This window comes from Bradyrhizobium sp. JYMT SZCCT0428 (assembly GCF_018131075.1).
Taxonomy (GTDB): domain Bacteria; phylum Pseudomonadota; class Alphaproteobacteria; order Rhizobiales; family Xanthobacteraceae; genus Bradyrhizobium.
The window spans coordinates 23,765-50,669 of sequence record NZ_JAFCLS010000041.1 but is presented as its reverse complement, the minus strand read 5'-3'; the positions used below and the strand labels follow the sequence as shown (position 1 = coordinate 50,669).

Genomic DNA, 26,905 nt, shown 5'->3' with positions numbered 1-26,905 from the left:
GCTTATTTCATCCCAAAGCTGGCGAATGTACGTATGAGGTGCAGAAACGGACTTCCGCCCAAAATGATGAACATGGCTGGAAGCATGAACAACACCATCGGAATAGTCAGCTTGGCACCCAGCTTGTGTGCTCTTTCTTCCAGGTTGGTAATGCGTTCTCGCCGGAGGTCGACAGCGATACTGCGCAGCGCCTGGCTCAACGGCGTTCCATATTGCATGCTTTGGCTGACCATGGTGCCGAACCGGCGAAGTCCTTCGGACGTAGATCCAATTTTCTCGAATGCGTCGCTGCGATTTGGCAATACCCGGAGATCATCAAGCAGGCTGTACAAGACCCGGGCCATCGCAGGATTGGTCCGCTTCATTTCTTCCGCTACGCGTTCCAGCGCGCTCTCCAGACCCATTCCCGCTTCGCTGCAGACAACCAGCAAATCGATCATATCCGGCGTGCCTAGCCGGATGCCGGCGTTGAAGCGCCGTCTCAGCACCGACAGGATCAACCGCGGCCCCATAATTCCGATCACCACGCCAATGAGCATGAAGATCAGCCCATCGGTCAGGGACTTTCCTGAAAGCTGCGCGACAAACAAGCCAATGATCGGAAACAAGAACATGCTGACAGTCTTGACACCAATCCAGATCGGCAAGGTTCGATGAGGATTGAAGCCTGACGCTTGAACGATCGTTCGTAGCTGGTCCAGATTTTCTGCAGAGTAGAAGCGCCGATACCGCATCCCGAGCGCTGAAAGCCAGCCCGTCATGTCTCCGAAGGATGCTGACCGGTCAGGAACGCCCATCACGGCGTTTGACACCCGCGTGTTCAACGCACGAATGTGCAGTTCGTGGATGATTAACACGGAGGTCGCAGCCGCAAGTGCTATGGCGAGGGCGATCAAACTGAAACCAAAAGTCATAGTTCGGTCTCCCTTCTGACCATCCAGCGTATCACAAGGGTTCCGATAATCACCGAGGCTGCCGCGTAAGCCAGGAGCACGTTTCCGGTCGGATCGTAGAACAACAGATCAACTGTTTGCGGATTGATCAGGTATAGTAACCCACCTACAACAATGGGCGAGATTGAAAGTGCGCGAGAGGAAAAGATCACCTCTCCTGCCAGAGCCTTCGCGCGAGCAGCGAGCGCAACACGCTGCCTCACAGTGTCTCCCAGTGTCTGCAACGTTTCGGTCAAGCTGCCACCTGACTTCAGCTGGACTGCAAGTGTCACCGCAAAGATCCCATACTCCGTCACTTGCGTTCGCTGATAGACAGCTTCTACAGCTTCCTCTGGAGATCTCCCCATCGTCACTTCGCTGCATACGATGGCGAACTGCCCAGCGGTTGGTTGCGGCATCTCGCGAGCGATGGTGCGAAATGCCTCGTTCACAGGCAGCCCGGATCGAACCGTACTTGTCACCAACTGGATCGTGTCAGGTAGCTGCTGAAAAAGTTTATTGGCGAGGCGATGTTGCTGCCATCCAAAAAGACCTCGCACCACCATGATGGCCACAATCGCAGCCGCGAGAGACACGTAGAGGGTAGAAAATTTCAGCAGGCTATTGGCATAAAAGATTGCCGCTGCCGCGATGACACCGGCAAGTAGCGGATACGCGGGGTGCCAGGCGTAAGCTATCCCAGTTTGAAAATTGGCTAAGCGGTGGAGAAACTGCCACCGGGACCCGGCCTCCAACCGACGAATGGAGGGCAGGCTCTCCGAATTTGAGGTTGGAATAGCTGTCGTTACCTGTCTATCCATGCGGCTTTGTCGAGCGCCGAGCCACAACGTCACGGCTGCTGCGCATATCAGGAGCACCAGATCAACGATAGTCAAAAACTCCGTCGTCATAGCTGCCTCATGGCCTCGGCCCAGGCTCGATCAAGCCCATAATAGACGAGACGGCTCTTGAATTTCGGGACTGCGGGGGTGGACCTGTAGGAGCCCGATATCCGCCCGTTAACATCTTCCTGTTCGTACTCGAACGCTGCAATGTCATTGGTGGTGATCACATCGCCTTCCAGGCCGATCACCTCGCTGATTTGGACAACGCGACGCTGTCCATCCCGCATGCGTTCCACTTGCACGATGACATCCAACGCAGCGACGATCTGAGACCTGATCGCCCGCAGCGGCAGGTTTGGCTGTCCCATCTGCACCATGTTTTCAATACGGGTCAGGGCGTCGCGGGCAGAGTTGGCATGCACCGTGGAGATCGAACCATCATGGCCGGTGTTCATCGCTTGCAACATGTCAAACGCTTCAGCGCCGCGCACTTCGCCTACGACGATCCGGTCAGGACGCATCCGCAGCGCATTCCACACCAGGTCGCGTTGCGTCACCTGCCCTGTGCCTTCGAGGCTCGGAGGCCGGGTCTCCAGGCTAATCACGTGAGGCTGTTGAAGCTGCAACTCTGCCGCGTCCTCGATGGTGACAATTCGTTCAGTGTGATCAATGAACTGGCTCATGGCGTTCAACAGCGTCGTCTTGCCGGAGCCGGTACCGCCGGAGACCAGAACATTGAGCCGACACCGGCCGGCGATCTCCAGCAATTGTCCCATGGCCGAGGTCATCGAGCCGTTCTTGATCATTCCGGCCATGTCCAGGCGGCGACTTGGAAATTTCCGGATGGAAATGCAGGGGCTATGGATCGCCAGCGGCGGGAAGATGATGTTGACCCGGCTGCCGTCCGGCAAGCGGCAATCCACCATCGGACTGGATTCGTCAATGCGCCGTCCAACCTGCGCGGCAATCTTCTGCGCCACCGAGGCGATGTGATCATTGTCGCGGAATCGTATCGCGATCCGTTCCAGCTTGCCGCGTCGCTCGACATAAATGTTACTTGGTCCGTTGACCATGATGTCGTTGATCGATTCATCCAGCAGGAGCGGACGGAGCGGCCCGTAGCCGGTCATGTCGTCCGCGATCTCGTCCGCTAGCTGAAACTGCTCGCGACCTGACAGTTCGAGCCGGTCCTGATTGGCGATGCCATGGATGATTTCCTCGATCTGCTGGCGAAGAACATCGCGCGAAACAGTTGCCGCCACCGATGGCTCAATCTGCGCAATGACCCGTTCGCGCAGCGAAGCCGGCATCGTGACGCGTTCGCGATGCGAAGCCGGCATCACCTCTCGCTCGCGCTGCGAGGCTGGCATCACGGGCGGCTCGGTCGAAGCTTCGTCGCGGCTTGTCGTCAATGCAGGCAAACGAGTTGGCGCGCCGTCCCTCGGCGTCAATGCAGGCAGACGGGCGGTGATGTCGTCGCGTTCGCGCGTGCCAAATTTTTTCGTCACCCGAACAGCCTCCTGAACCATCCCTTCCGCTGGGCACCGACACCAGCAATCTCCCGTACAATCGGGGCGAGGTGACGTCGCAGTTTTGATACGTGCTTCAGAGCTGGGATTCCGAGATTGACCGCCTGGGTCATCCCCTTGCCGAGATCGGGGATCACCATGTCCGGTTCCGCCCCCAAGGCTTTGACAATCGTGGCCCTGGGAAGGCCCCCGGGACGATCGGCCCGGTTGAGCAAGGTAAAGACCCGATCCTTACCGGCGATGTTGGTAACGGCGGTGCGGAGTGCATGGGCATTGCGAAGTCCGGTCACCTCCGCTTCCAGCAGCACCAGCACATGGCGAGAAAGCATGATCACCGGATGGATCGATGGCGGAAACGGGACTGGAATATCGACAACGATGTAATTGAACCGTTGGCGGAGCAGACCCAGCACGTGTCTCACTCCCGCTTCAGTGATGTCCAGCTGCGCATCCAGGTCCTCATCGGCGGAGATCAGGCAAACGCGCTCGTTGATCTCGATTGCCGCGCGTTCGAGGAATAAGGTGTCCGCCCGCATCGGGTTTTCCAGAGCGATGCGCAGCCCCGGCCCAGGCCGAACACCCAACATCACAGCCGTTTCGCCGTTTTGTAGATGAAGGTCGAGCAGCGCGACTTTGGCCTTTGTCGTCTCTGCCAGTTGCAGTGCGAGATTGATAGCGATACTGGTTGCTCCAGCGCCCCCCTGCGCGCCGCAGATCGAGATCACATGCCCGCCGCGATCGGCCGCACCGGGCGCCACGTCGCCAAGCAACTTCGGACGTAGCTGGTGCAGTACCATATCGCGCGTGAGCGGCTTCGGAAGGTACTCCGTTAAGCCGAGTTCCATAAGCTCGCGGTAGAAGGTGATCTCCCTGCTCTCACCGATCAGCGACACCTGGACATCGGGCGGGCAGACGCTGGCCAATCTTTCCAGTTCCGTAAATGGATCATCGATTCCGCTGATGTCTGCCACCAGGGCGAATAGCTCGGTGTCGGTCTCGAGCATCTTTATGGCATTGCGGATCGTGCCACGCCTGATCGTCAGGTTGCTGCCTTCGAGGCCTTTGCGCAGCGCCGCTGCACTAAGCTCGTCATTTACGAAACAGACGATTTGGTTGCGAGTTGCAAGAGACGCAGTTTCTTCAGGCGGACTTGCGATAGCCATGTTAACGCTCACCACTACCTCCTCCTACCGACGTACGGCCGAAGCGACCGGCGCTGATGGGGTAATTACCGGCGACGCATTGCTGCTCAACACAGGGCGTGCAATCCCTGCATCGTCTCTCCTGACTGAGTATTTCGTGCCGTTATTGCGCGCATAGACCACCACCGTGGTGTCCGCGTCCCCGCTATCCTGGCGATCGACCGCTGACCGTACCGCCAAGGTGAGCTTTCCGCGCTGTCCTGCAACGATGACTTTCTTGACCTGCTCTGGCGCCAGCTGCAACGATACGGTGCGGGCTACCTTACCTGCCGCGGAGTTGTTGGATGGGCCACCTTGCACGATCTCCTGGTCAATCGCGACAATTCGAACATTGTGAGCAACGGTTTCGCTCAGCGTGCCATGCTGTTGAGCTGTTTTGTCTTCGCCCGCTGTCGTCGGCTCTTGGATCAAAACGACATCCACATAGTCACCCGGCCAGATCAGGCCAGAGACACCAGACGCCGCATCAACGTTGATGCTGACGGCACGGCTATCCGGTGCCAGGACGCTGGCGAGAAAACCCCGTTCTCGCGGGCGCAATATGTCTTCGGATGTGACCACACTGCCAGTGTCGAGGAAACTGCGAACCAGAGATCCGCGAATTCCGATCTTGGCGTCGGGCGTATCGAGGATCGCTCCTGCTGGAACACTACCCGACGGCGCCGAGCGCACTGTAAAATCTTCATCGCGCGCCAGCGTCCCTCTCGGCAGCGGACGGGCCGCGACAAAGTACCCGACAGTCAGCGGCTCCGGCGCCTTCACCGTGACCTCTACTACCGGGACCTGCACTTTCGACTGGTTCATGTTGTAGGTAATCAGCCCGAGCGCAGTGGTTGCGAGCAACAACACCATGATGATCGAGAGACGCAAAGAAGATGACATGTCAGAGTCCTTTGCTGAAAACGGTGCAAATACCACCGCACGCTATGGCAACACCGTAAGGAAGCGGTGCGTGTCGCAAATGGCGCCAGCGCTCTACCGCGTAGACCCGGCGTACGAACGACGATCCCGCGGGCGCCAGCCGGGGTTGTGGCAGCACGCGCATAATCAGATGCACCAGGGCAAGAACGCCGCCGGCCAGCGCAGTTACAGTCAACAATTGGATCACGCCGACCAAGGGCAGACCGATCGCCAAGGCGACCAGCAGCTTAACATCGCCGCCGCCAATCATTCTTCGCTGGTAGATGACCAGCAGCAGCAGGAACAGGATTGTCGCAGCGATGAGCGATTCGGCAACTTGCACCGGGTTGGCGAGCTGACCGACGATCCCGAGGAGCGCCAGCGCCAGACAAATTTCATTTCGGATCAATCGTGTCGCGACATCGATCGTTGCGACGTAGAGCAACAACAGGATTTCGAGAAACGAGGTTATGGGAACAATCCAACTCATCAAACGCACGCCTTAAAAAAATATCGTAACAGATCTCCCCCGTGCCTCCTTGAGCCCAGCGGATGTATTAGCTGCCGACGGCACTGCTGATAGCGGCGACGATCGTGCTGATCCCGCTCGTCAGCACGGTCGCGACATTTCCACCAGCGCTCGTACCGAAAGCAGCAGTCACTGCGCCGACGATGCAGGCCGCAACGATCACGTATTCGAACGACACCACGCCATCCTTTTCCGAGCGCAGACGCTTCAACGCGTCGGTGGCGTTAGCATGATAACTCGACATCGGAGGAATCCTTCTTTTGACCGAAGGCAGAACTTTCAGAGCCGAAGCCGCGGGAGCAATCCAATTCATGAAATGCCTCAAGAACACGCGAGGGCACATTAATAAACTTAAGGTGAGGTCACATTAGAAACTAGAGAAACTGGGGGGCACATTCCGATGCCCCCCTCCGGGTCAGATGGCTTTATCAAACTGCCGCGGTGAAAGCGGCTGTGATCGAGGTGATCCCGCCGGTCAGGGCCGTCGCGATAGCACCACCTGCTCCCGTACCGAACGCCGCAACAACTGCGCCGATGATACAAGCCGCGACGATGATGTATTCGAACGACACCACGCCGTCCTGGTCCTTGGAGAGGGATTTCATGTCATTCAGGAAATTACGCATATTATACGCCTCCAAATTGATGTTAAGTTTTGAAATTCCAATTCAGTGGTGCGGAGCTGTCCGAAAGCCACTGGGTAAATTTTGTGTTAAGGCGGGGGCTAAGTCAATGTTTATGCAAAGTTTTGGCAATCATCGTTAACCCGTACGATACCGGTGTAATCGCCAAGCAACACGCTGAGTCGCCGAAGCAATTTCGGATCGCCTACGGCAGCAATTTCGGGGTAACTCGCTTGAGACGCGTCGTCTCCGTATAAGTACGGCTAATCCATATCGGGATCGTGCGGCGCGCGAACGGTGCAAGGCCAATGCCGCACAACCACGTTGCATCGCCGAAGCAACGTGGTCGGTCAAATGCACCATGATCATCCGGCCGTTCGATCAGCAGCAGCTATCTGAAACCGAAGCCATCGCATTATCGAGAGTGCGAACAATTCTGAACAGTCTTCCTGCGCAACATGTTGCATTGGAGCGCGCGCCTTCGGAGAGGAAGCGCTCCCGAGCAAGGATCTCGCATGGTTGCCTCGCACTCCGCTCTCGAAATCGCTCCGGCCCAAGTTGAAATTCCCGCGCAGCTCCGGAAGGTTTGTTTTGCATTTTGCGCAATGAACCTGACGCTTTGCCTGATGGCGGATCTTGCGCACGTGTGGATTAAGATCGGAGCGCACTGTCATCCAACGGACCTCATCAGTTTCTGGGCTGCCGGGGGTCTCGTGCTCGATGGCTTTCTGACGCAGGCCTTTGACTGGGATATCCTAAAGCGGCGTCCAGTCATTCAATCCGCGCTGCGCGGTATCGGCCCCCCGCGACAACAGCAGGAAGTTTAAGCCGGTCAGCGCCGCGATGAGTGAGGGGAATCCACCCCGATCCGGGTAGTTGGATTTGCCCCGCGGTCGAGTAGCGTTTCAATGAACGCAAGCGGGCTCCAATAAATCGCGTACTCGAGCGGAAAGTCGTCCGAGACCTAATTCCGAAGGATGCAGGCTGTTCGGGAAGTCGGCGGGATCCCCAGCGCCTCAAGCAGAGCGTCGAGGTCACCCTTCCGGTAGGCATCATCGATCGCTTTGAAAACCTGGCGCTTCGCGCACCGTTCGGCTTCTTCGGTTTTAGTTTTTGCCGCCATCCTGGCCATCGAGATCGCGGATAAATTTCCAGGACGTCGCATCCGTGGCGCTCCAGTGAACGAGGGGAAGATATACTAAATCCTCCTCCCGAAGGGATTTCTGCCTCAGCTAAAGGCGGCGAGAAACATTCGGATCGCGAGGCAACCGCGTTCAAAGATAAACGACGTGGATTGCGTTGGGATCAGTTGGCTGAACTGGAAATTGCATATCCTGGTCGACATAGCCATCATAAATGAGACCCGGTTCATTCAAGCCATCAAATGGTCCGGGACTTTTCACCACGCGCGCGGTCTTATCCGGAAGCGCCGATAACTTCTCGATCAATTCAGCAACGGTCATTTGCACCCTCCCCGGGGGTAACGCCAGCCCTTCACTTCCACCAACACCGCGGCGGCGCAACGAGTCCTGCTGCCGCCAGCTCGGGACACGTTTTAAGACCGCCAACGTGGCCGAGCAAGCCTCAATCAAACGGCTGCATTCTGAGACGCGGTGAAATCGGTGGGTGTCCATGGCTGTTTAGTGCGCCAACCACCTGAGCTGAGTTGCAGGCCTGCTTCTGGGCAAGGCGGTCCTCGACCACGAGCGGTCGTAGAGGCGCTCTTAGGGTACTAGGGAAGCCTCGGGTTATGGCATCCAAACGCTCAAAATCAGGAGCGATCAGCTGAAATTCTTGGGCGACCGGCCTTGCAGCAAGGCTCCCTTATCGGCGGCTACTTCCAAAAATGCATCGTGCGGCATTGGCTGCCTTGGACGACGCTGCTCACTTATTTAGGTCGAGCAGGAAGTTTTGCCTTCCGAAGGCGGACCCCAGGTCCTCCGCCGTTTTCCTCGATGAACACAATCCCCGCATTCTCAAGGGCTCCACGCACATCTTCGATCGTACGCGGATATGGCTCCTTCGCTCCCCTCTCAAAGTCAGCAATGGTTTTCGTGGCTGTCTTACTGGCTGCTGAAAGGTCTGATTGGGCCCACCCCAGGAGACCACGAGCCGCGCGGCATTGCCTCCCCGCAACAGAAACAATTAGCCGTGATTCCACGGGCCAGTCTGTCTTGTATCGACATTTCGAAAGGGGCTATCCAGGAACGTGGCCATCGTGGCAGTTCGCTACGGCATTCGCGTGTTTGACCGCGCGCTGACGCCTTGCACTGTGCCCACATAATCTGACGGTGTTACCACATCTACGGGTTGTTATGCCTCAAGAGCGCCAAGAGGAAGCATGACCCCTTCCACCTCGTTGCAAGACCGGTGTAGTGTGTTCCCGCAGGGCGTCCAGACGGATAAATCCGCGACGTAGCGCCCTGTGGAGGGAGCATCATGAAATTTCCCCGCCGCACATTCTTGCAGCTGGCCGTGGGCGCTGCTGCATTGCCGGCCGTGCCCCGCCTTGCGCGGGCGCAAGCCTATCCGTCCCGTCCGGTGCGCATTGTCGTTGGCTTTGCCGCCGGCGGGGCTACCGACATCCAGGCGCGCCTGATGGGTCAATGGCTATCGGATCGCCTCGGCCAGCAATTCATCATTGAGAACCGCGCCGGCGCCAGCGGCAACATCGGCACCGAGGCGGTCGCCAAAGCGCCCGCCGATGGCTACACACTGCTGCAAATTGTCACTCCGCACGCGATCAATGCCGCGCTCTACAGCAATCTCAGTTTCGACTTCATCCGCGACATCGCGCCGGTGATCTGCTCCGCGCGGCTGGCCTACGTCGTCGTGGTGCATCCGTCGGTCCCCGCCACGACGATTCCGGAATTCATCGCCTACGCCAGGGCCAACCCTGGCAAGGTCAATTACGGGTCGGCCGGCCCCGGCACCCCGCAAAACATTGCTTGCGAACTCTTCAAGATGATGGCCGGGGTGAATTTGGTCCACGTCCCTTATCGCGGCGGCGCGCCTGCGACCACCGATCTGGTCGGCGGCCAGATCCAGGTGATTTTTGCTCCGGTGTCCGAGTCGATCCAATATATCAAGGCGGGTAACCTGCGCGCCCTGGCGGTAACGACCGCGAAGCGTCTGGACGTGTTGCCGGACGTTCCAACGGTGGCAGACTTCGTGCCTGGTTTTGAGGCCAGCGGTTTTGCGGGCATTGGCGCGCCCAGGGACGCCCCGGCGGACATCATCGATATGCTGAACAAGGAGCTCAATGCCGGCCTCGCCGACAGCAAAGTCAAAGCCCGGATCGTCGAACTCGGCGGCACTGTGCTTGGCGGCTCGCCCGCGGAATTCAGGACGATCATCTCGGAGGCCACCGAAAAGTGGGCGAAGGTGATCAAGTTTGCGGGCATCAAGGCTGAATAGTGCCGGTCGCCACCGAATTCTAAACCGAGCCTGTACAATCCGATGCCCGAGTTGGGTCAACTGAGAAATCAGGACGCGCAGCCGGGAAGTCTGCTTCACCATCACGGAGAGACGTGGTGAGTTGGGCCCGTCAGCGCCGACCAACTGTCGGGAACAGATGTTGGCAGCAAGGGCCCTAGCCCTTTTTGCCGCTCGCCTTTTCCTGCTGGTACGACGAGCCTGAGCCCTTCGGCTTGTCGGACTTTGGTTTCTTAGTTTGCTTGCTCGGCTTGTCTTTGCCCTTGGCCATTGTTCGCTCCTGATTCGATGCAAATTATCAGGGCAATGCTACGCTGAACCTCTCCCGTTTCAAGCCTAAGATCGGCAGATCATCGCCGCTGTGCAGGCAAGTTGGTCTGTTGGCACCATCGAACAGCACGTGACGCCCGTATTGCGATGGAAAACCTCGACAACGATCCCAGTCTAGCCGGCCAACGGTCGGCATCGAGTGGCTCTGACTTCACTCATCTTGAAGCGAGCCGTCCAGATCCTCAAATTTGAATGGGTCGCTCCCACCACGGTCATCCGTCTGGTCCAGGTGGATGCGTGGTATGGGCGAGCAAGGCGCCAAACTCAGACCTTGAGCGATACTGTAACGTACCTCGGACTGAGTCCGCAGAACCGCCCTCCTCTAGAGCGCCGCCTGGAACTGCAGCACGGCGTCAAACAATATGCTCATCTTCCCCACTAAGGCGGTACCGCTTACCTCCGCTGCGCCGTTGGAATAGATGCCACTGAAACCGCAGCACACTTCCCTGCCCCCAAACAACATGTTTACGCCAACTGCCTTTGTATGCTCCCGAGTAATGAGTTCGCCGCGCCACTTCCCGTTTCTGAAAACATAGGAGCCGGTGTAATAAAAATGCGAATCGCCTCCCAAAATCTGACCGTTGAGAAGGATGATAACGCCGGTGGCGTGTCCGCGCCCGGCGTCTTTCATTTCGATGCTAACAGAGTAAAGGCCGTTTTTGATCAGCACAGTTCTGCCCACGGTTGCCCAACTGGCGATGAGCCTACATTGTTACGCCGCCTGTTGGACAGCCGGTGTTATCATTCTTGAGAGGCCTCGACGTTCCCAACGGGCAATAAGCCCGTCTCGAATGACGCTGGCCGCAAACCGCCGCTGCCGATCCACTCTTGTGTAGCCGCAGCCAGCTATCCTTTCACGGCACCTGTCATGGCGCCCTTTAGGTCGTCACTCAGTTCGAACATGCTATAGCTGCAGCAACCATTATTTATCCTGTGTTGATGACGGGTATGCAGTAATCGCCCCCAACTGTTAGATCTAAGTCGGCGTCAGTCAATTCGGGAGCATATACGTGCGTGCTTGGAAGGATCGGAGGCGGCAGTCGTCAGCGTTATGCCGATACAGTTCGGCGTCTGTCACTTCTTCGCACTCGCGGAGACAGGTTCTTGACCCGAGCTTGGACGCCCATGAAGGACCGACCCGGCGCTTTGCCGATCAAGCGCACGTCTCTTCCTGCCTGGACAAGAGAACGCAAGGCGTCGTCCTCATCAGCTATCCACCTGCGTGTCTTGTAGGGCGCCCTCTGAGTCGTCATTTACCCCAGCGCCACCACTGGAATTTTCGGCTTCGGGGCTGCTTGAGCAAGTGGGGTGCGGCGGCTGGGCCGGTCCGCGGATGGGGATTATCCTGCCCGACAACAGCGATAGGATGTCTTTCCTGCACGTCTCGGGGAAAGGTTGCTGCACCGGGCTCGCCGAGGGCCCCTAAGGTCAGCTACGAGGTCGTGACTAATCGCGGCAAAGAGAAGATTTGCGGATTGGCTGAGCAAACTTTACGGGGAACGCTTCTGCCGGTGGTGCGCCTCCCGCTGAGCCCGAATGACGACGGCCTGAATTCGACCGGTCTCTCATTTAGTCGAGCTAAGCCATTGATTATTTGAACAGAGTATTTCTAATGTCCATCATCAAGAATGGTCTCGTTCCTTGGGCGCGGTGATCCCGCCCCCTACTCATTGAGTTGGTAGTAACGCGGACTAAGCTTTTTCCCATCTTATCATCCGGAAACAAACGGTGGGCGCTCAGGAAAACGGAAGCTTCTCCTGACGTTCGTGCCAATCGATGACCACAAAACTCATCCCGCGCTTGAGCATCTGGGCCTCAAGATCGGCCGCGCGCTTCTTCCAGTGCAGCGTGTCTCGGACTTTGAATTTCGAGTCACCAACCTGGCACTCTACCGCGTGGTCGGACGCGAGTGCGCCACGGATGCCTTCGTGCATCAAGGTGAGGCTATCATTCGTGAAGGCCTGATAGTCCATCGGCTTCCCTCACGACTGTTGACCATTAGTTGCGAGGCCGGGCAACGGCGTGCGGCCACTTGCATGCCACGGCTACCTTCTCTCGCACCATCTTCAATCCGCCGAGTAAAAAACGTCCCTCTTGGGCCGCGCCAGTCCGGCTGACGAGACGGACCGTGATGTCGCCTTCTTCGGGAAGGGACTGCAACAAGCGCACGACGTCGCCCGTGAACGCAGCGCCAGCGCCAAACGAGGGCGAACCAGCCGCAAGCTGCACTGGCTGACCGTTATTGACGCGATAGGATATGGCGTAATCCGTGCTGCTGCGGGAGACGGCAGGTCCCGCGACCAATAGTTCAGTTCGGCTACCACGGCACTGAACGGAGAGCTGCATCTCGGAGGCTTTCAAGCCGCCGCGAGAAGGGGTGGTAGCGGTGACGATCGGCGTATAGTCCACGGGCGAGGTGGTCTCGCTGACAATCCAGTTGTCGCCCGCTGGCGCTGGCGGAGCCGGGGGAGCCGGCGGCGCGATGGTACGCGACAGCTTTTCAAGGCATTCTAACCGCTCTTGAGCTTGCATCAGGGAGCAAGCACGAAGATGCTCCACCGGATCGCTCGCTCCTTGTGCGAAAGCGACTGCGTTCCCGACCAGGAATGCGACAAACAGGTGGATCGCGACGGTGTTCATTGTGGCGCCTGCGCTCCTCGCATCTGACGGTCCAGCCATTCCTGCGCCGCCGAGAAGCGATCGAGTCCGGGGGCGGCCGCAGCGAGATTGATCGACTTCCATTTCGGGTCAAAGCCCGGCGACTGCAGCCTGTCGATCCGGGAAAACAGGTAATCAACGAAGCGTGCGACGCGCTGATAGCGGTTGGACGCCTTCGGCCAGTTAAAGGCGACCAGAACAGTCGGTACCGCAATCGTTGATACGCGTTCGCCTTGCTTGATCAGATTGGGATATTCGCTCCCCTCCAATACCGCGGGAAGATAGTAATCCTCGAACTTGCTTTCATAATTCACCGGTAGGAACTTGAAGCCGGGCTCCCAGCGTCCGCGTAGGAAAGCGTCAACCGGTTTCGACGTGATGAAGACGACAGCTGCCATCTCGCCTTTGCGCATCTGCTCCAGCGCGATCTGATGGGGAATGAAGGTCTTTTCTGCATTGATACCGAGGCGGCTGAAGATCAGCGGGCCTGAATAGGCGGCGGCCGTTCCCTGGGTGTTGAAATTCACTTTCTTGCCAGCGAGATCCTGCAGGCTGTTAATCTCTGGTCGAACAAAGATATGCAGTTCCGACGGGAACAGATTGAGCAGGTAGGTGATGCGACGCCGGATCTCGGGTACCTGAATCTTGTACTCTTCGAGCGCGTCGGAATTGATGATCGCCGTATCGACGCCGCGCAGGTAGAGGAGCGAATTCAGGTTTTCCGTGGCACCCCGGGTGACGATCGGCAGGATATGCATATTCGGCCCATCGTCGACGACTCGGGCAATCTCCGCTGCAAGGCGAATAGGCGCACCCTCAAGCAATCCGCCGGCGAGGCCGATCGTCCAGGCATTCATCTTCTCTCTTTCAGCCGTGCCCGCCGTGACGCCGTGCGGCGGGCGGGCGCTCTTTGTTTGCGCAGCCACGTTGGCAGGCTGAAGCGCCAGAATGACTGGCGCCGCCGCAGCGAGCAGGAACAACAAACGTGGTCTTGGAAGTGTGTTCACCCCTGGGCTCCCTGTTGAGCCAAGTTCAGCTTTTCAGCCAGCAACCTCGCAGCCCAGGCCGGGTGGGTGAATGACAAAACGTCATCGTCCCACTAACGCAACGCGACGGATCGATCCTTGGCCTCCTGGATGCCGCCGGCAAGAGCCCTCGCGTATAGCTCACGCGCCTTCGTCACATCGCCGCGCGTGCCGTATGTCTTCCATGTGGAAAGAACGAGGGGATCATATGTCTCCGCGAGCATGAAGCTCGCCTGTGCGCTGCCGGTCTCGACAGCGCGCTCGAGCACGATCCGCGCTGCACCGATATTTCCCTGGCCGACCAAGGCACTGGCGCGCGCCAGCAACCTGGCCGCTTCCGCAATGCCTTGCGCCTCAGCGGCCGCTGGCTGCTCGGTCGCAGCCGCCTCCGCGGCTTGTGTCACCTGGGCGATCTGGCTGTTCGACACACGTTCGACCTCAATTCGCGCCCCGATCGTGGGCTGCGTGGGTTCACGACCCGGTGCCAGCGCCTGGACCCGGTCGCGCTCCTTCTGCAGAGACTGTCGCAGCTCCGCAGTCGCGCTCTCGGCAGCTTCCTTGTGTTGCTTGAGCTGCGCCGCCTCGTCACCCGCCTTGCTCGCCAGCGCCACTTGCGTTTCGATGTCCCGCCGGGCCCTCGCCAGCTCGCTCGTCAGTGCCTCGGCCCTTTCGTGCTCCTTCTGCAGAGACAGTCGCAGCTCCGCCGTCGCACTCTCGGCAGCTTCCTTGTGTTGCTTGAGCTGCGCCGCCTCGTCACCCGCCTTGCTCGCCAGCGCCACCTGCGTTTCGATGTCCCGCTGTGCCCTTGCCAGCTCGCTCGTCAGTGCCTCGGCCCTGTCGTGCTCCTTCTGCAGAGACAGTCGCGCGCTCTCGGCGGCCTTCGTCACCTGCGCCGCCTCCTCGCCCGCCTTGCCTGACAGCGCCAGCTGTGTCTCGATGTTCCGCCGGGTCATCGCAAGCTCGCCAGTCAGCGCCTCGGCCCTGTCGTGCTCCTTCTGCAGAGACTGTCGCAGCTCCGCCGTCGCGCTCTCGGCGGCCTTCTTTTCCTGCGCCGCCTCGTCGCCCGCCTTGGTTGACCGCGCCAGCTGGGTCTCGAGGTCCCGCCGTGCCTTCGCAAGCTCGCCGGTCAGTGCCTCAGCCCTGTCGTGCTCCGTCTTCAAAGACTGTCGCAGCGACGCCGTCGCCTTCTCGGCGGCCTGATGGCGCTCCGCCGCCTGATCGCGCGCCTTGCTCGGCAACGCCAGCTGCGTTTCGATGTCACGCCGTACCTTCGCCAGCTCGCCCGCCAGTGCCTCGGCCCTGTCGTGCTCCTTCTGCAGAGACTGTCGCAGCTCCGCCATCCCGCTCTCCGCGGCTTGACTAAGCTGCGCCGCCTGGTCGCGCGCCTTGCTCGCTAGCGCTACCTGAGTCTCAATAACCTGCTGCGCCTTCGCCAGTTCATTTGCTAGGGCCTCTGCGCGGCGCCGCTCCTTTTCCAAAGGCTGTTGCGCTTCCGGCCGCATCGCCTCCGCACCTTGCTTGACCTGCGCAGTATCTCGCGGTGCCCGTGAGCTCGCCCGGTCGGCTTGCTGATGAAGAGCCGGATCCCGCGCCAATGAATCGGCTATTTGCGAATCCTGGTTTGGGACCTGGGTCTCTTGCTCGATGACCTCCACGCCGACTGTGCCAATCCTGACGTTATCCTGCTCACCAGTGTATCGCGTCACATAGGCGGCGAGCTCGGCGTGGAAATACAAGCCGATGAGCGACGCCGCGACCATGGCTGCGGCGATCGAGGAGACTGCAAACCAGCGCCGCGCGCGCGGTCCGCGCTCCGATTTGGCCTGCTCGGCCCGCGCCTCGAGCCGGGCAACAGTGACAGAGTCCGCGTTCGCAACCTGATGAGTTAATTCCGTCGCCCTCGCGCGTGCAGCCAGGCCCGAGGGGAAAAGAAATGTGCGGGGCGACGCCGACGGGTCCCCCACTCCAATTTCCTTTTGCGGAATAAATTCATCTTGCAGAATAAATTCATCGCCTTCTTTGGGAAGATGCGTTGTTTGCCAATGCGTCGGCGTGATCTTGCTTAGCTCGCCATTTTCCTTGACCCATGCACGCGCCTCAGCCGACCACTGAGCGAGCTCAAAGCTTCCGCTCACGTCATCCTCAAGAATGACGAATTTCCCATCCCTCGGAGCGGTGTCGATCGCACGGCGCATGTAAATGACGCCTATTCGAAGCGGTTATCCAATTCTTAAGAAAAACTTTACGAATACGCAGACCCTACTCCACCCCATCAAAAGCCTCAAGATAATAGTCATTTAGATGCGGTTCCGGAGGCGTAACTCGGTTTGTCCGGCCTTCGAGACGGCAGTTCGCCACCGGATGGGCGCCCCCCTGATGCCCGGCGCTATACCCTGTTCACGCTGGTCGGGATCGCTGGCGAGGACGACCTCGATGCGCCCGACCTCGCCCTTCAAGGGTCGATCCAGGCCCGAAAAGCGGCCCGCCGATAAAGGAAAGCCGTTCTAATGGCGTCGGCGTGCTCCCGACACTCCAGGGCCTCGTCAGGACACAAATGGCAACCGCCCCTCACCTATCGAATGAACCCTCCGTAGTCCTGCGAGACAACTGCTGGCCGAACTGGAAGCTTAGCGCTTGCGGACGATCTGGACGCTACGGGCATGGCCAATGGCAAACACCTTGCGGCCGGCGGATGGCGACAGGGTCCGGATAGCATTTCAGGCCCGGCTCGCCCACACACAGCCACGGCGAGGCTTTGCGATTTCCTCCACCTCCGAACTGTCGCTCACAACCTGCAGAGGCTAGTTTTTCTTCTCCGCCTGCGCCAGGATCTCAATGTCACGCATCGTACGACCGCGGGTCGCGTCAAAGCTTTGGTCGACCAGCGCGATGATCAGCGTCCGCATTTTTTCGGCATGATCATCCTCCGCGCCAATGCGGATAAACGCGGAGGTCGATCGAAATTCATCCGCCAGAATTCGACCCAAGCCGGATCAGTCGCCTGAACTGGAAATTGCATATACCGGTCGACAGCACCACACGCGCAGCGTATCCGGAAGCGGGGAATTTAGACAAAAACCCGACGTGTGATCGGGGTTTTTGCTGTGACCTATGCGCCGTGGGCCACATCCATCCGGATGAAGCAGTTCATACTGTTCTTCGAAATCTGGTGGCGGCCGCCTGACACGACCTTGAAGTCGTTATCCACCGCGTACCAACGGGTGCAATTCATTGACGACTCATGACCACGATCGGTCAACTCTGCTCAAAATCCAGCTCCAAACTTAAAAATTTGATCCTTATCGTTCATCCAAAATGGGAGGAGTCGCCCACGGCGGCCAGAACAGGAGCGGTTCTTATGAACGATCGGATCAAAGTTATTTGCTCTAATTGCCGAAAGCCCTTTTCAGAGCGAGCCAATCGGCTCAAGAACGGCTATCAGGTTCAGTGTCCGAATTGCATGAGGCTGATCACCTTTGATAGTAGCTCGGAAGATCCCAACATTCGGCGCCCCTTAAAGGCTGCTCGGGAGATTCGTTATGCGGCGGAGGATGCCATTGTCATGGCCAGACTGGCCGCTCAACAGCCGAAGCGCGATACTGGCTACTGACCCGTTCAGCCAACTATTCCCCTTCATCTCCCCCAGCTCTACAAGCCGGCGGATGGCTTCCGGTCGGCCGAACGAGCCCATCGACCACGAGCGAGCCAAGAGCGAACTGAAAGCCCTGATGCCGGAAGACGCCAAGGAGGCCATGGGCCACGGCATGCGGCAAAACGGTCAAAATCAGGAGCGATCAGTTTCGACCGCGTCGCGATGGAGGCTAACCATCCATCGGTCCAGTGAAAATGTCGGCCGCCATCGCCACCGCACTAGCGAACGCCGAGATGGAACTCTCGAATCCCGAGAAGGTAATGATCGGAACGATCGCGCCATGTTGCTTTGGAGAGCGCGCCTTCGAACAAAGCGCTCCCCAGCAAGGCTCTCGCATGGCCGCCTCGCGCCCTATCCGGATAATGACGTTCGCTGACGACGCCGGCGCGCCCCAACAAAGGCGACCGCCATTCCCAGAAAAACTCGCGCTGCCCGACGACATCACGGCGTTCATCAGATCCGTTGCGCCAAGCTTTCCGCAAGCTTCAGGCGAGCGCAAGAGATTTTCCGATCAACGATTATCGATGGTGGGTTCAGCCCCGCGGGACATGCTAACTTTGCTGCGACCGCCAAAGAGCTAGACCATCGGCGTTGAGAATGATCGATTTTCTGGCCATGCGTTACTACTTAACGCACATCATTGGGCTCACTTGTTGAGTTCGCCGGCAACCGGGGATGCTTGCACTGCGTCCGCGCTCTTGGTCAGCCCCCCAGCTACTTGTCGTGCGGCATCCGGGGACAGAGCATAACCTTCCTGGTTTTCCAGCCGGTGATTGAGAATAAGCAGGACCAGGCCCCTGCCCTCGGTGTCCGCCGTCACGGCGAAGGTCTTCGGGATTTCAAATCTGACTTCATTCGGGTTGTCCTCCGATCGAGCATTCCGCTCGGGAACCACGGCGGAGTCCGCACTGGGAATGGCCACTGCAAGGGTTGGCTCCAGCGTGCCCCGCGCGCTGACCAGGGCATCGATAAAATCGTCCAGGCACTCGCGCGCGATTTTCAGCTCGACATCGCCAATATATTTCCCGCTTCCACCGACGATGACTTCCTTCTTGTCATCCGAAAGCCTGGACGACTTTACCTCGCCGATCCTGATCGCCATTTATGAACGCTCCAGGCCAAGCCTACCCCTGCCCTGGTCATACTCCTTCTCGCCTTCCAAAACCATCGTCGGGCATCGCCCCATCAGCTCCGCACCGCATCCAGAGAATTCCGTCGGTCAGCTAGATCAGATCGTGACGGTATGACAGAAGTGTGCCCGTTGTATCGTCTGCCGAGAATGCGAAGCCGTCCGCCGAGTAGTCGCCGAGCAACGAGATGTTGGCGGTGTGGATGCCGTCGCTCACCGTCAGGGTTCCGCCGGTCTCCTCCGAATTCTCAACGTAACTTACGCTGGTGCCTTCTCCAAACGTGACATCGAGCAGATCGAAGTGGTCATCCTCGTTAAATCCCGAAACAATTCCGCTGAAGTCGAAGGAGTCGCCAAGCTTGAGCGTTCCAGTCGCTTCGGCAGCGAACGTTACGCTAACAGATGAGGCTGCTTCGAACTCGAGCGTGGCTACCCCATCAATCAACGCACTGCCGCCGCCAGTTACACTGCCGTTGAGCGTGATGTCTGCTCCATTCGCCCACAGCAATCCGGAATTATCGAGGTTGCTGTCGATCACCAGCCCGCCGCTGCCGGTCGCTTCGAGCGTTCCGGAATTGACGATGGTATTCGCACCGGTATCGATCTCGAGGGAATTGGTGCCGGTGGCGATGATCGTGCCTTCGTTAATCAGGATCATCTGCCCTGCGCCGAGCTGTCCGGCGCCCGAGATCGTGTTGTCCACATTCGTCAGTGTGACGTCCGAGACCGTTCCGGTGATCACATTCTCCGTGCTGTCCGACAGTATGACCTGCCCGCGCCCCTCGAGCGTGATGCCATGCTGGATAAGCTGGAGGTCGGTTTCGGCACCCGTCGAGTTCAATTCGATCGTGCCGGTGTTTTCGATGATGCCGCTCAGCGGCATGATCGCCCCGTCTCCGATCACCATGTTGCCGGTGTTCTGCACAACCGGAGTTTGATCGAAGACGAAATCATCGGCCGAGAGCGAGTTCGCGTCGACGCCATGCAGGGTGATCGATTGGCCCTCTCCCAACGTGATGACTGCATCACCGAGTTCATTGTTGATCGTATGCGATTGAACATCGACGAAGGCGGTGAACCCGGCGTACCCGATGAGGTCAATCTGGTCGTGCGTGGTGTCGAAATTGTAGATCGTATCGTGGCCGATCGGTTGTGAGAACACCAACAGATCGTCTCCACTCGAGGCGGTCAGGAAGTCCTCACTGGACAGTGCAAAGATCGGCGAGCCTTGCGCATAGGCTTCGACATTGCTGGAAACATACGCACCGCCCATGCTTCCATCGGCATTCGTCCAATTCATTGTGACGCCCAGCACCACCGCACCGGCGAAATCCGTTGGGGTGGTAACCGTCAATGTGCCGGGATCACTTGTCTGCACGGTCCAGGTACCGTCGCCGTTGTCGATGCCTGCATTGAGAGACCAACCGGCCGGAACGCCAGCGATTATAGCCGTGATCAAACCATCGACGTCCACCGATGGACTAGCTATCGCCAGATTGATCGGCGAGCCGGCGACGCCGGCGGGATCGACGGTGTTCGAGTTGATCAATGTCAGTAAGCTAGTGCCGCCGCTCGTTAGCGTTACACCAACGAGGTCTACGAGGATGTCATTCGCGGCGTTCGCGGTCGCTCCCAGTTGATCATAAATGTAAGTGTGAGCGGTTCCGCCAATGTTTGCCGTGAACGCAACCACGTTATTGCCGGCGCCGAAGTCTTGACGCTGCAGGTAGTCGACCACGGCTGCCACTTGGGCGACGGTTGTTATGTTTAGCGCCGACGCATAGCCCAGCTGGTCATCGAACGTAATAATGCCGTTCGATATGGCATGCGACTTGATCGTGGCACCGCCAATCGTCAAGACGGAGGTCGCGCCGTTGGTCCCTGCCGTATTGGCTGCGACGTTTGCCACACCTAGCGTGCCCGGCAGATTCAAGATGTCGTTTCCGCTGGCCGGATTGAAGTCGGTGATCACGTCGTAGCCGGAAATCGTGCCTGCATCCCCCGAGCCTCCGACGATGGCCAGTGATTCTCCGCTGCTGATAGTGAACGTATCGTCGCCTGCGCCACCTGTCATCGTGTCGGCGCCCGCGCCGCCTGTGATGCCGTCATCGCCGCCACCACCATCAATGGTGTCGTTCAGTATACCGGTCGCAAGGGTATTCCCGGCACCCGTGCCCGTGAGGCTGTACTGCAGGTGAGCTTCGAAGTTCGCTTCGGAAAGTGTAAGCGTCGGACTGGCGAAGGTAACAGCTATATCACTCGAATCAGTGACGTCTCCGTCATTGTTGAGATTTACCAGACCAGTGGAAATCGCAAAGGTGCTGGTCAAGCCCGCGCCGCCCCCTGTTCCGATCGCAGTGTTGGTGCCATGGACAAAGGCGTTCACATTAGATGCGACAATTCGCAGCGTTTCGCCACCTCCTGACGTCAGATCAAAACCTGTGATCGTATCTTGGCCGGTATCATCGCCAGCCTGCACAACCCGTGTCGAATCACTCGAGGCCCCTACAACGGCATTCACCACGATGGTGTCGATGCCAGCGCCACCATTGATGGCATCAGCGCCCGTTCCGCCGGCAATGGTGTCGTTGCCCGAGCCGGTCTTGAGAATGTCGTCACTTTCTCCGCCGATAACAATAAACGCTCCGGATGTTACTCCGCTTGCATCTAAGTTGAGCTTGCCATTACCAGTGATGCCAGTCGCGTCGACAGTCAGTGTCCCATTATTTTGGAAAGTCGAAAGGAATGTTACGCTATCAGTATGATTTCCGCTGTTGGTGTCGACTAATTTGAAGACTTCAAAGTTCGTGAGAAAGAGGTTTCCCACGCCATTACCAAACGTGAATGGTCCAGGGGAGCCGCCAGTGACGATAAGCGTGTCCGTGCCGGTTCCACCGGTGATGTTATCTGTACCGTTCAAGGTCAAATTTGTTCCATTCAGCGTGTTCGTGCCGCTGGCATAGAAGATGACGTCGGTCGGACTGGTCGTCAGCGTACCCGGGTTGGGGCTTTCCTCAATGATGGTAACGGTGTCGCTATCGCTCAACCCACCCTGATCCGTCGTCGTGATCGTCAAGGTATCTGCCCCGACGAAAGTGTCGGCTGGATTGTAGAGAAGACCATTCAAGGCGTTATTGATGTTCGTCACCGTGCCGGAGAAGGTCATAATGGTGTCGGCCGTACCGTCACCGGTGGTGAACGAGAGGCCGGTGGTACCCGATAGCGTCAGCGTACCGTGAGCGACCGACAGCGTCACCGTCTCGGTTCCCGCGCCTACGTCAATGTCGGAGATTGAGATGAGTTGGGCGCCGTTGAATGTCACATTGGTATTTTGCACCACCTCCTGCGTACCAGGCACGGTGTTCACCGGCCCATCGTTGGCGCCGTTGATGGTGACGGTCAGGACTGCCGTGTCGGCCAAGCTGCCGTCGCTCACCGTATAGTTGAAGCTGTCGGTGATCGTCCCGCCGGTGTTGAGCGCCTGCACCGCAGAGTCGTTCTCGTTGACTACGTAAGTGTAGCTGCCATCGGCCGCAATCGTCAGCGTGCCATGCAAGCCCACCAGGCCGACGCCGAGCGAGCCAGCCGTGCCGGCGCCTTCGGCGCCGCCGGTACGGATCGCACTGACCGTCCGGCTGCCGTTGTCGACATCGGTGTCATTTGTGATGACGTTGCCGGTCGCATTCGAGCCACCGGAGCCGTTGGCGGTGCCGCCCTTCTCGGTGGCCGTACCGCTGTCGTTCGCGCCCACCGGTGCATCGTTGGCGCCGTTGATGGTGACCGTCAGTACCGCGGTATCGGTCAGGCTGCCGTCGTTCACGGTGTAGTTGAAGCTGTCGGTGATCGTGCCGCCGCTGTTGAGCGCCTGCACCGCGGAGTCATTTTCGTTCACCACGTAGGTGTAGCTGCCATTGGCCGCTATCGTCAGCGTGCCGTGCGCGCCCACCAGGCCGACGCCCAGCGAGCCCGCCGTGCCGGCGCCTTCGGTGCCGCCGGTGCGGATCGCACTGACCGTCAGGCTGCCGCTGTCGACATCGGTGTCATTGGTGATGACGTTGCCGGTCGCATTCGAGCCGCCCGAGCCGTTGGCCGTGCCGCCCTTCTCGGTGGCCGAACCAGTGTCGTTAACGCCCACCGGCGCGTCGTTGGCGCCGGTAACCGTGATCTGCAACGTGGTAGTGTTAGACACCGCATTCAGCGGGTCCTTGTCGGTATAGGTGAACGTATCCACCGCCGTAACGCCCGTGGCCAAACTGTTTGCCGTGTCGGCCACATAGCTGTAGGAGCCGTTGGCATTCAGCGTCAGATGACCGTAGATGCCGGCGAGCGAGCTACCGACTCCTACGCCCTGCGTCACCGCGCCAGTGCCCGCGACCACGCCAGACACCACCAGCGTGGCATTGTCGACATCGGTATCGGCGACCGATCCCCCAGTGGTGCCCTGGATCACCCCATTCGCGGCGGTCACCGTGAGGGTAGCATCCTCATTCACCACCCCAGTATCAGCACGGGCCACCGGCGAGTCGTTGGTGCCGGTGATGGTGATGGTGACGAGCTGGGTGGCGGTGGCGCCGAAATCGTCGGTCACCGTCGCGGTGAACGTGTCGGTCACGCTGGCGCCTTCGGCCAGAGCATCCGTGTCGGTGTCGGCGTTGTTGAGCGTGTAGCTCCACGCCCCGGCGGCGGTGATCGCAAACGAGCCGTAGGTGCCGGTCGCAGCGCCGCTCCAGGTCGCGGTGGCGGCGGTATCGACATCCGAAGAGGTCAGCGTGCCGCTGGCAGACGGATCGCCGGCGACAACCGTGCCGTCGTCCAGATTGCCGGCCTCGACCGCGGTGCCTTCATTGCCGCCAATCGCGGTGGTGATCACCGGCGAGTCGTTGGTGCCGGTGATGGTGATGGTGAGCGTGGTCGACGAGGTCGCGCCGAACTGGTCTATCACTGTGTAGGTGAACACGTCGCTCACCGCCGCGCCCTGAGCTAGCGCCTGGGTGTCGGCGTCGGCATTGTTCAGCGTGTAGGTAAAACTGCCGTTGCTGTTGATGCCGACCGAACCGTAGGTGCCGGTCACCGCATTGCCGACGTTACCGACCATGCCGTTTACTGATGCCACCGTCTTGGTGGCTCCGGCATCAACATCGGTGTCGTTGGTGAGAACGTTGCCGATAGCTGTGGAATCGCCAGCAAACGGCGTGTTGCCGGGATTGACGCCCTGCTCCGTTACCGAGTCGGACGCATTGGTATCCGCAATCGCAATCGGCGCGTCATTGGTGCCGGTGATTGTGATCTTCAGCGTGGTCGCCGAGGTCGCGCCGAACTGATCCGTGACCGTGTAGTTAAAAGTGTCGATGACTGAGACACCCTGCGCGATCGCCTGGGTATCGGTATCGGCATTGTTGAGCGTGTAGGTGTAACTGCCGTTGCTGTTGATGACGACCGAGCCGTAGGTGCCGGTCACCGCATTGCCGACGTTTCCGACCATGCCGTTTACTGATGCCACCGTCTTGGTGGCTCCGGCGTCAACATCGGTGTCGTTGGTGAGAACGTTGCCGATAGCGGTGGAATCGCCAGCAAACGGCGTGTTGCCGGGATTGACGCCCTGCTCCGTTACCGCATCGGACGCATTGGTGTCCGCCACCGCAATCGGGGCGTCGTTGGTGCCGGTGATCGTGATGGTCAGTTGCGCGGTATCGGTAAGCCCATCAGGGTCACGAACTGTGTACGTAAACACCTCCGTAACTGTGACCCCGTCCGCCAACGCGTTGGTATCTGCGTCGCCGTTGTCGAGGGTATAGGTATAGGTGCCGTTGGCATTCAAGGTCAGTGAGCCATAAGTGCCCACCAATGCGGATCCGACAGTGCCGCCAGTTCCCGATCCGGATTCCGGACCGGTTCGGACCGCCGACACCACCAGCGACGCCTGGCCGTCGTCGGAATCCGTGTCATTAAGCAGCACATTCCCTGCAGCCGAGGAGTCGCCCGGAAACGATGTATTCCCTGGGCCAACACCAGCCTCTCGCACGACATCGGCCCCATTGGTGTCATTGACGCCAACTGGAGAAGTGGGGTCGACAGCGAAAGTAACCTGCTCGATCGCGGAGACTTTGAGATTGATGCTCGTGAACGTGAATTCTGCTTGGCCTGCTTGGCCGGTGTTTCGATTTGAGTTGGCGATAATGAAGGCCTGAAAGTTGGCCATGTCGTTATTGAACGCAGTCATAAACGCGGAGCTGGCCTGTTGCGCGTTGCTTAAATAGATAACGAGCCTATCGATTTCGGCAGTGCCCTGGGCAGCATTGCCATTGCCGCCGTCGTAGATGTCGTAACCGGAAAAGGCGGTTTGGGTGGCCGTTGTCCCTACGCCGTAGACCTGGCTACCGATCTTGTATTGGTTTTCCCACGCTCGATAGATGAGCGTATCCGCGCCTGACCCACCAAGGACAGTGTCAAAACCACTGCCGCCATCAAGCGTATCAGCCCCCGATCCGCCGTTGAGGCGATCGCTACCAGCGCCTCCGGAGAGATAGTCATTGCCGGACCCGCCGACGTAATTGTCGCTGCCGCTGGTGCCTGTGAGGGTGGTGGTGCCGCTGGCGCTTGCCATCAAAAATACTCCAATACTCTGTTCGTAAAATTCGCGCGCAACTATCGCGCCGTCTGCCTGTTCGATGAACCGGATGCCGCGATCGCGGCCTGGAATTTTGCAATGATGTCTAAGTGAGACGACAGCGAAACGAAGGAGTCGTCTGAAGAAAATGCTGGTGAATCATTTGTGGGAGCGATCGACGGTCCGATTGGAAAAATGGAAAAACGGCAAAAACCTGAAATTTCCTGGCGACGCGATTCGATCTCGAACCAGTCGACCGGCTCTGCCTTTTTAGTAAACGCAACGCGTCCCACGGCTCACTCCTCTGCTAACGCAGAGCAGGTGCGATCGCACTCGAAAAGTATCTCACAAGACACCGCCGATTTTTCGGCGCGCGATCAACGCAAACGCGCTGACACTGGAGAGAATCTGGAACTACTGTGAAATTACTCCGAACGCCATAATCCCTGCCCTATTCATGTCGAGTCCCAAAGGACCGCGCATGTTCGAAATTTTTTTGTCGCGTCTCTTGATTTGATCAGAGACAAAGTCGCAGACGTCATTCATTCGTGCTGCTATTCGCGAGGCCGTTCCTTAACTCAATGACTGCAACTTGCCGCAAATTCTAATTACCGTCCATATGCAACGCCACATAGATTGATTTAACTATGAATCGATAGCGTCGCAAAATTGGTTATGATTCATCCGGTTAGAAGTCAAAGCTCTTTCCGAGATTGAGAGACCGTAAGACTACGGACTTCCAAGCGGCGAAAGAGGTACCTCAAAATAGCGATTGAGAGCAGCACAGCTTGTACTTGCCAGATTATCGGCGGGCTCCTCCGGGAATTGCCAACGGTACGAAGACCGAGGCCCGTACAAAGCTCCGAAGCTTGCTGGACGCCGTGAGCACGAGCGAACACGTCGATCCCAGCAAAATCACGGTCGGCGAATGGATTGAAAAGGCCACAATCCGGCGCGCCTGGTCGTGGAATGGAGTGAGTCAGCCAGCGGACGCTCGATGTGGCTAAGAAGCGGCTGCATCACGGCGCGCTGGCAATCGCCCCGCCAACAAGCTTGCCCGCATCGCCTGGAGCGTCGGCTGGTGGCCATCCTTCCAAATGCGGACGATCAATCCGGCCGCGCCCCAGCCAACCAGATCCTATCTCCACACTGACGGCCACAGAGACTGCTCAAAATGGCTAGCCCGCAATGCCGTAGCCAGAGCAAAACGCGCGCCGGATAGTAGCAGGTGAAGCAGGGCCATGAATGCCCAGAAGCGTGAACAGAGCGTCAGTTCCCCCTCAGGGTATCGAGCCAGTAATATCCGGGGCCTGCGCTAGGCATCCCAAACAAATTACGAGCTTCGCGTTCGTTCGACGATCTCTTTCAGTTTCGATTTCGTCATGCACGACCCACCACGCCGCCGAATAGGGGCGAAGCGTTGCGAGTACCCTTTCGCGTTCGATATTTTGATCCGGCACGGATGCAAGTCTGGGGCGCACAGCCGCGCGCGGAAGATTGGGGTCTCGA

At 58.7% G+C, this 26,905-nt stretch carries 22 protein-coding genes and 1 pseudogene; 5 read left to right on the top strand and 18 right to left on the bottom strand.

What is annotated here, in order from left to right; translation table 11 throughout:
* Positions 1 to 2 precede the first annotated feature (2 nt).
* The 8 genes from JQ575_RS32390 to JQ575_RS32355 form a co-directional block, all read right to left on the bottom strand.
* Entirely contained in the window at positions 3 to 914 is a 912-nt protein-coding gene (locus JQ575_RS32390; RefSeq protein ID WP_212037237.1) for a type II secretion system F family protein, read from the bottom strand.
* A complete protein-coding gene (locus tag JQ575_RS32385) occupies positions 911 to 1,843 on the bottom strand; it encodes a type II secretion system F family protein (RefSeq protein ID WP_212037236.1) in 933 nt (310 codons plus the stop codon). Before JQ575_RS32385 ends, JQ575_RS32390 begins: the two co-directional genes overlap by 4 nt.
* Entirely contained in the window at positions 1,840 to 3,117 is a 1,278-nt protein-coding gene (locus JQ575_RS32380; protein ID WP_249167050.1) for a CpaF family protein, read from the bottom strand. The genes JQ575_RS32385 and JQ575_RS32380 overlap by 4 nt, the downstream gene beginning before the upstream one ends.
* Before the next feature lie 164 nt (positions 3,118 to 3,281).
* Entirely contained in the window at positions 3,282 to 4,469 is a 1,188-nt protein-coding gene (locus JQ575_RS32375; RefSeq protein ID WP_212037234.1) for an AAA family ATPase, read from the bottom strand.
* Positions 4,470 to 4,493: 24 nt separating this feature from the next.
* Positions 4,494 to 5,390, bottom strand: a complete 897-nt coding sequence (gene cpaB, locus JQ575_RS32370) for a Flp pilus assembly protein CpaB (RefSeq protein WP_212037233.1) — start codon at positions 5,388 to 5,390, stop codon at positions 4,494 to 4,496.
* Between the two features lies 1 nt (position 5,391).
* The gene (locus JQ575_RS32365) at positions 5,392 to 5,898 is read right to left on the bottom strand and encodes a prepilin peptidase (protein WP_212037232.1); all 507 of its coding nucleotides are present in this window, start codon (positions 5,896 to 5,898) and stop codon (positions 5,392 to 5,394) included.
* A 67-nt stretch (positions 5,899 to 5,965) separates the two neighbouring features.
* The gene (locus JQ575_RS32360) at positions 5,966 to 6,181 is read right to left on the bottom strand and encodes a hypothetical protein (protein ID WP_212037231.1); all 216 of its coding nucleotides are present in this window, start codon (positions 6,179 to 6,181) and stop codon (positions 5,966 to 5,968) included.
* 184 nt (positions 6,182 to 6,365) lie between these two features.
* Positions 6,366 to 6,563 carry a hypothetical protein gene (locus JQ575_RS32355; protein ID WP_212037230.1) on the bottom strand — a complete coding sequence of 66 codons (198 nt, stop codon included), beginning with the start codon at positions 6,561 to 6,563 and terminating at the stop codon, positions 6,366 to 6,368.
* A gap of 512 nt (positions 6,564 to 7,075) precedes the next feature.
* On the opposite strand from JQ575_RS32355, the gene JQ575_RS32350 reads away from it, so the two are divergent.
* Positions 7,076 to 7,387 carry a hypothetical protein gene (locus JQ575_RS32350; RefSeq protein ID WP_212037229.1) on the top strand — a complete coding sequence of 104 codons (312 nt, stop codon included), beginning with the start codon at positions 7,076 to 7,078 and terminating at the stop codon, positions 7,385 to 7,387.
* A gap of 447 nt (positions 7,388 to 7,834) precedes the next feature.
* Here the strand turns inward: JQ575_RS32350 and JQ575_RS32345 are convergent, their stop codons facing one another.
* A complete protein-coding gene (locus JQ575_RS32345) occupies positions 7,835 to 8,023 on the bottom strand; it encodes a hypothetical protein (protein ID WP_212037228.1) in 189 nt (62 codons plus the stop codon).
* A gap of 976 nt (positions 8,024 to 8,999) precedes the next feature.
* On the opposite strand from JQ575_RS32345, the gene JQ575_RS32340 reads away from it, so the two are divergent.
* Positions 9,000 to 9,977 carry a tripartite tricarboxylate transporter substrate binding protein gene (locus tag JQ575_RS32340; RefSeq protein ID WP_212037227.1) on the top strand — a complete coding sequence of 326 codons (978 nt, stop codon included), beginning with the start codon at positions 9,000 to 9,002 and terminating at the stop codon, positions 9,975 to 9,977.
* Positions 9,978 to 10,647: 670 nt separating this feature from the next.
* On the opposite strand, the gene JQ575_RS32335 is transcribed toward JQ575_RS32340, so the two are convergent.
* The 6 genes from JQ575_RS32335 to JQ575_RS45830 form a co-directional block, all read right to left on the bottom strand.
* Positions 10,648 to 10,995 (bottom strand): GrlR family regulatory protein, encoded by a 348-nt coding sequence (locus tag JQ575_RS32335; RefSeq protein ID WP_312016063.1) that lies wholly within the window; start codon positions 10,993 to 10,995, stop codon positions 10,648 to 10,650.
* Positions 10,996 to 12,061: 1,066 nt separating this feature from the next.
* On the bottom strand, positions 12,062 to 12,298 hold the full coding sequence (locus JQ575_RS32330) for a hypothetical protein (protein ID WP_212037226.1): 237 nt from the start codon (positions 12,296 to 12,298) through the stop codon (positions 12,062 to 12,064).
* 25 nt (positions 12,299 to 12,323) lie between these two features.
* Positions 12,324 to 12,965: a hypothetical protein gene (locus tag JQ575_RS32325; RefSeq protein WP_249167040.1), complete on the bottom strand. Its 642-nt coding sequence runs from the start codon at positions 12,963 to 12,965 to the stop codon at positions 12,324 to 12,326.
* Complete coding sequence (locus JQ575_RS32320; RefSeq protein WP_312016062.1) at positions 12,962 to 13,990, bottom strand: TAXI family TRAP transporter solute-binding subunit; 1,029 nt, start codon at positions 13,988 to 13,990, stop codon at positions 12,962 to 12,964. Before JQ575_RS32320 ends, JQ575_RS32325 begins: the two co-directional genes overlap by 4 nt.
* Positions 13,991 to 14,082: 92 nt before the next feature.
* Positions 14,083 to 16,203 (bottom strand): hypothetical protein, encoded by a 2,121-nt coding sequence (locus tag JQ575_RS32315; RefSeq protein WP_212037225.1) that lies wholly within the window; start codon positions 16,201 to 16,203, stop codon positions 14,083 to 14,085.
* 914 nt (positions 16,204 to 17,117) lie between these two features.
* Positions 17,118 to 17,240 (bottom strand): hypothetical protein, encoded by a 123-nt coding sequence (locus JQ575_RS45830; protein ID WP_283842661.1) that lies wholly within the window; start codon positions 17,238 to 17,240, stop codon positions 17,118 to 17,120.
* A gap of 9 nt (positions 17,241 to 17,249) precedes the next feature.
* On the opposite strand from JQ575_RS45830, the gene JQ575_RS32310 reads away from it, so the two are divergent.
* The 3 genes and pseudogenes from JQ575_RS32310 to JQ575_RS32305 all read left to right on the top strand — a co-directional run bounded on the left by JQ575_RS32310 (position 17,250) and on the right by JQ575_RS32305 (position 18,241).
* Positions 17,250 to 17,618, top strand: a complete 369-nt coding sequence (locus JQ575_RS32310; RefSeq protein ID WP_249167039.1) for a hypothetical protein — start codon at positions 17,250 to 17,252, stop codon at positions 17,616 to 17,618.
* A 79-nt stretch (positions 17,619 to 17,697) separates the two neighbouring features.
* A pseudogene (locus JQ575_RS45070) lies at positions 17,698 to 17,852 on the top strand (endonuclease); the annotation flags it as partial.
* A gap of 2 nt (positions 17,853 to 17,854) precedes the next feature.
* Complete coding sequence (locus JQ575_RS32305; protein WP_212037224.1) at positions 17,855 to 18,241, top strand: hypothetical protein; 387 nt, start codon at positions 17,855 to 17,857, stop codon at positions 18,239 to 18,241.
* Between the two features lie 65 nt (positions 18,242 to 18,306).
* On the opposite strand, the gene JQ575_RS32300 is transcribed toward JQ575_RS32305, so the two are convergent.
* From JQ575_RS32300 to JQ575_RS32290, 3 genes are all read right to left on the bottom strand, one after another.
* A complete protein-coding gene (locus JQ575_RS32300; protein ID WP_212037223.1) occupies positions 18,307 to 18,762 on the bottom strand; it encodes a hypothetical protein in 456 nt (151 codons plus the stop codon).
* Positions 18,763 to 18,883: 121 nt separating this feature from the next.
* Positions 18,884 to 25,393, bottom strand: a complete 6,510-nt coding sequence (locus tag JQ575_RS32295; RefSeq protein WP_212037222.1) for a VCBS domain-containing protein — start codon at positions 25,391 to 25,393, stop codon at positions 18,884 to 18,886.
* 41 nt (positions 25,394 to 25,434) lie between these two features.
* Entirely contained in the window at positions 25,435 to 25,689 is a 255-nt protein-coding gene (locus JQ575_RS32290; RefSeq protein WP_212037221.1) for a hypothetical protein, read from the bottom strand.
* Positions 25,690 to 26,905: the final 1,216 nt, after the last annotated feature.

Bases quoted from the DNA above. Each gene is read 5' to 3' on its own strand.
- JQ575_RS32365 (WP_212037232.1), bottom strand. From the start codon at position 5,898: ATGAGTTGGATTGTTCCCATAACCTCGTTTCTCGAAATCCTGTTGTTG.
- JQ575_RS32355 (WP_212037230.1), bottom strand. From the start codon at position 6,563: ATGCGTAATTTCCTGAATGACATGAAATCCCTCTCCAAGGACCAGGAC.
- JQ575_RS32340 (WP_212037227.1), top strand. From the start codon at position 9,000: ATGAAATTTCCCCGCCGCACATTCTTGCAGCTGGCCGTGGGCGCTGCT.
- JQ575_RS32360 (WP_212037231.1), bottom strand. From the start codon at position 6,181: ATGTCGAGTTATCATGCTAACGCCACCGACGCGTTGAAGCGTCTGCGC.
- JQ575_RS32315 (WP_212037225.1), bottom strand. From the start codon at position 16,203: ATGCGCCGTGCGATCGACACCGCTCCGAGGGATGGGAAATTCGTCATT.
- JQ575_RS32380 (WP_249167050.1), bottom strand. From the start codon at position 3,117: ATGCCGGCTTCGCATCGCGAACGCGTCACGATGCCGGCTTCGCTGCGC.
- JQ575_RS32295 (WP_212037222.1), bottom strand. From the start codon at position 25,393: ATGGCAAGCGCCAGCGGCACCACCACCCTCACAGGCACCAGCGGCAGC.
- JQ575_RS32330 (WP_212037226.1), bottom strand. From the start codon at position 12,298: ATGGACTATCAGGCCTTCACGAATGATAGCCTCACCTTGATGCACGAA.
- JQ575_RS32350 (WP_212037229.1), top strand. From the start codon at position 7,076: ATGGTTGCCTCGCACTCCGCTCTCGAAATCGCTCCGGCCCAAGTTGAA.
- JQ575_RS32375 (WP_212037234.1), bottom strand. From the start codon at position 4,469: ATGGCTATCGCAAGTCCGCCTGAAGAAACTGCGTCTCTTGCAACTCGC.
- JQ575_RS32325 (WP_249167040.1), bottom strand. From the start codon at position 12,965: ATGAACACCGTCGCGATCCACCTGTTTGTCGCATTCCTGGTCGGGAAC.
- cpaB (WP_212037233.1), bottom strand. From the start codon at position 5,390: ATGTCATCTTCTTTGCGTCTCTCGATCATCATGGTGTTGTTGCTCGCA.
- JQ575_RS45830 (WP_283842661.1), bottom strand. From the start codon at position 17,240: ATGAATTGCACCCGTTGGTACGCGGTGGATAACGACTTCAAGGTCGTG.
- JQ575_RS32310 (WP_249167039.1), top strand. From the start codon at position 17,250: ATGACCACGATCGGTCAACTCTGCTCAAAATCCAGCTCCAAACTTAAA.
- JQ575_RS32305 (WP_212037224.1), top strand. From the start codon at position 17,855: ATGTCGGCCGCCATCGCCACCGCACTAGCGAACGCCGAGATGGAACTC.
- JQ575_RS32345 (WP_212037228.1), bottom strand. From the start codon at position 8,023: ATGACCGTTGCTGAATTGATCGAGAAGTTATCGGCGCTTCCGGATAAG.
- JQ575_RS32390 (WP_212037237.1), bottom strand. From the start codon at position 914: ATGACTTTTGGTTTCAGTTTGATCGCCCTCGCCATAGCACTTGCGGCT.
- JQ575_RS32385 (WP_212037236.1), bottom strand. From the start codon at position 1,843: ATGACGACGGAGTTTTTGACTATCGTTGATCTGGTGCTCCTGATATGC.
- JQ575_RS32300 (WP_212037223.1), bottom strand. From the start codon at position 18,762: ATGGCGATCAGGATCGGCGAGGTAAAGTCGTCCAGGCTTTCGGATGAC.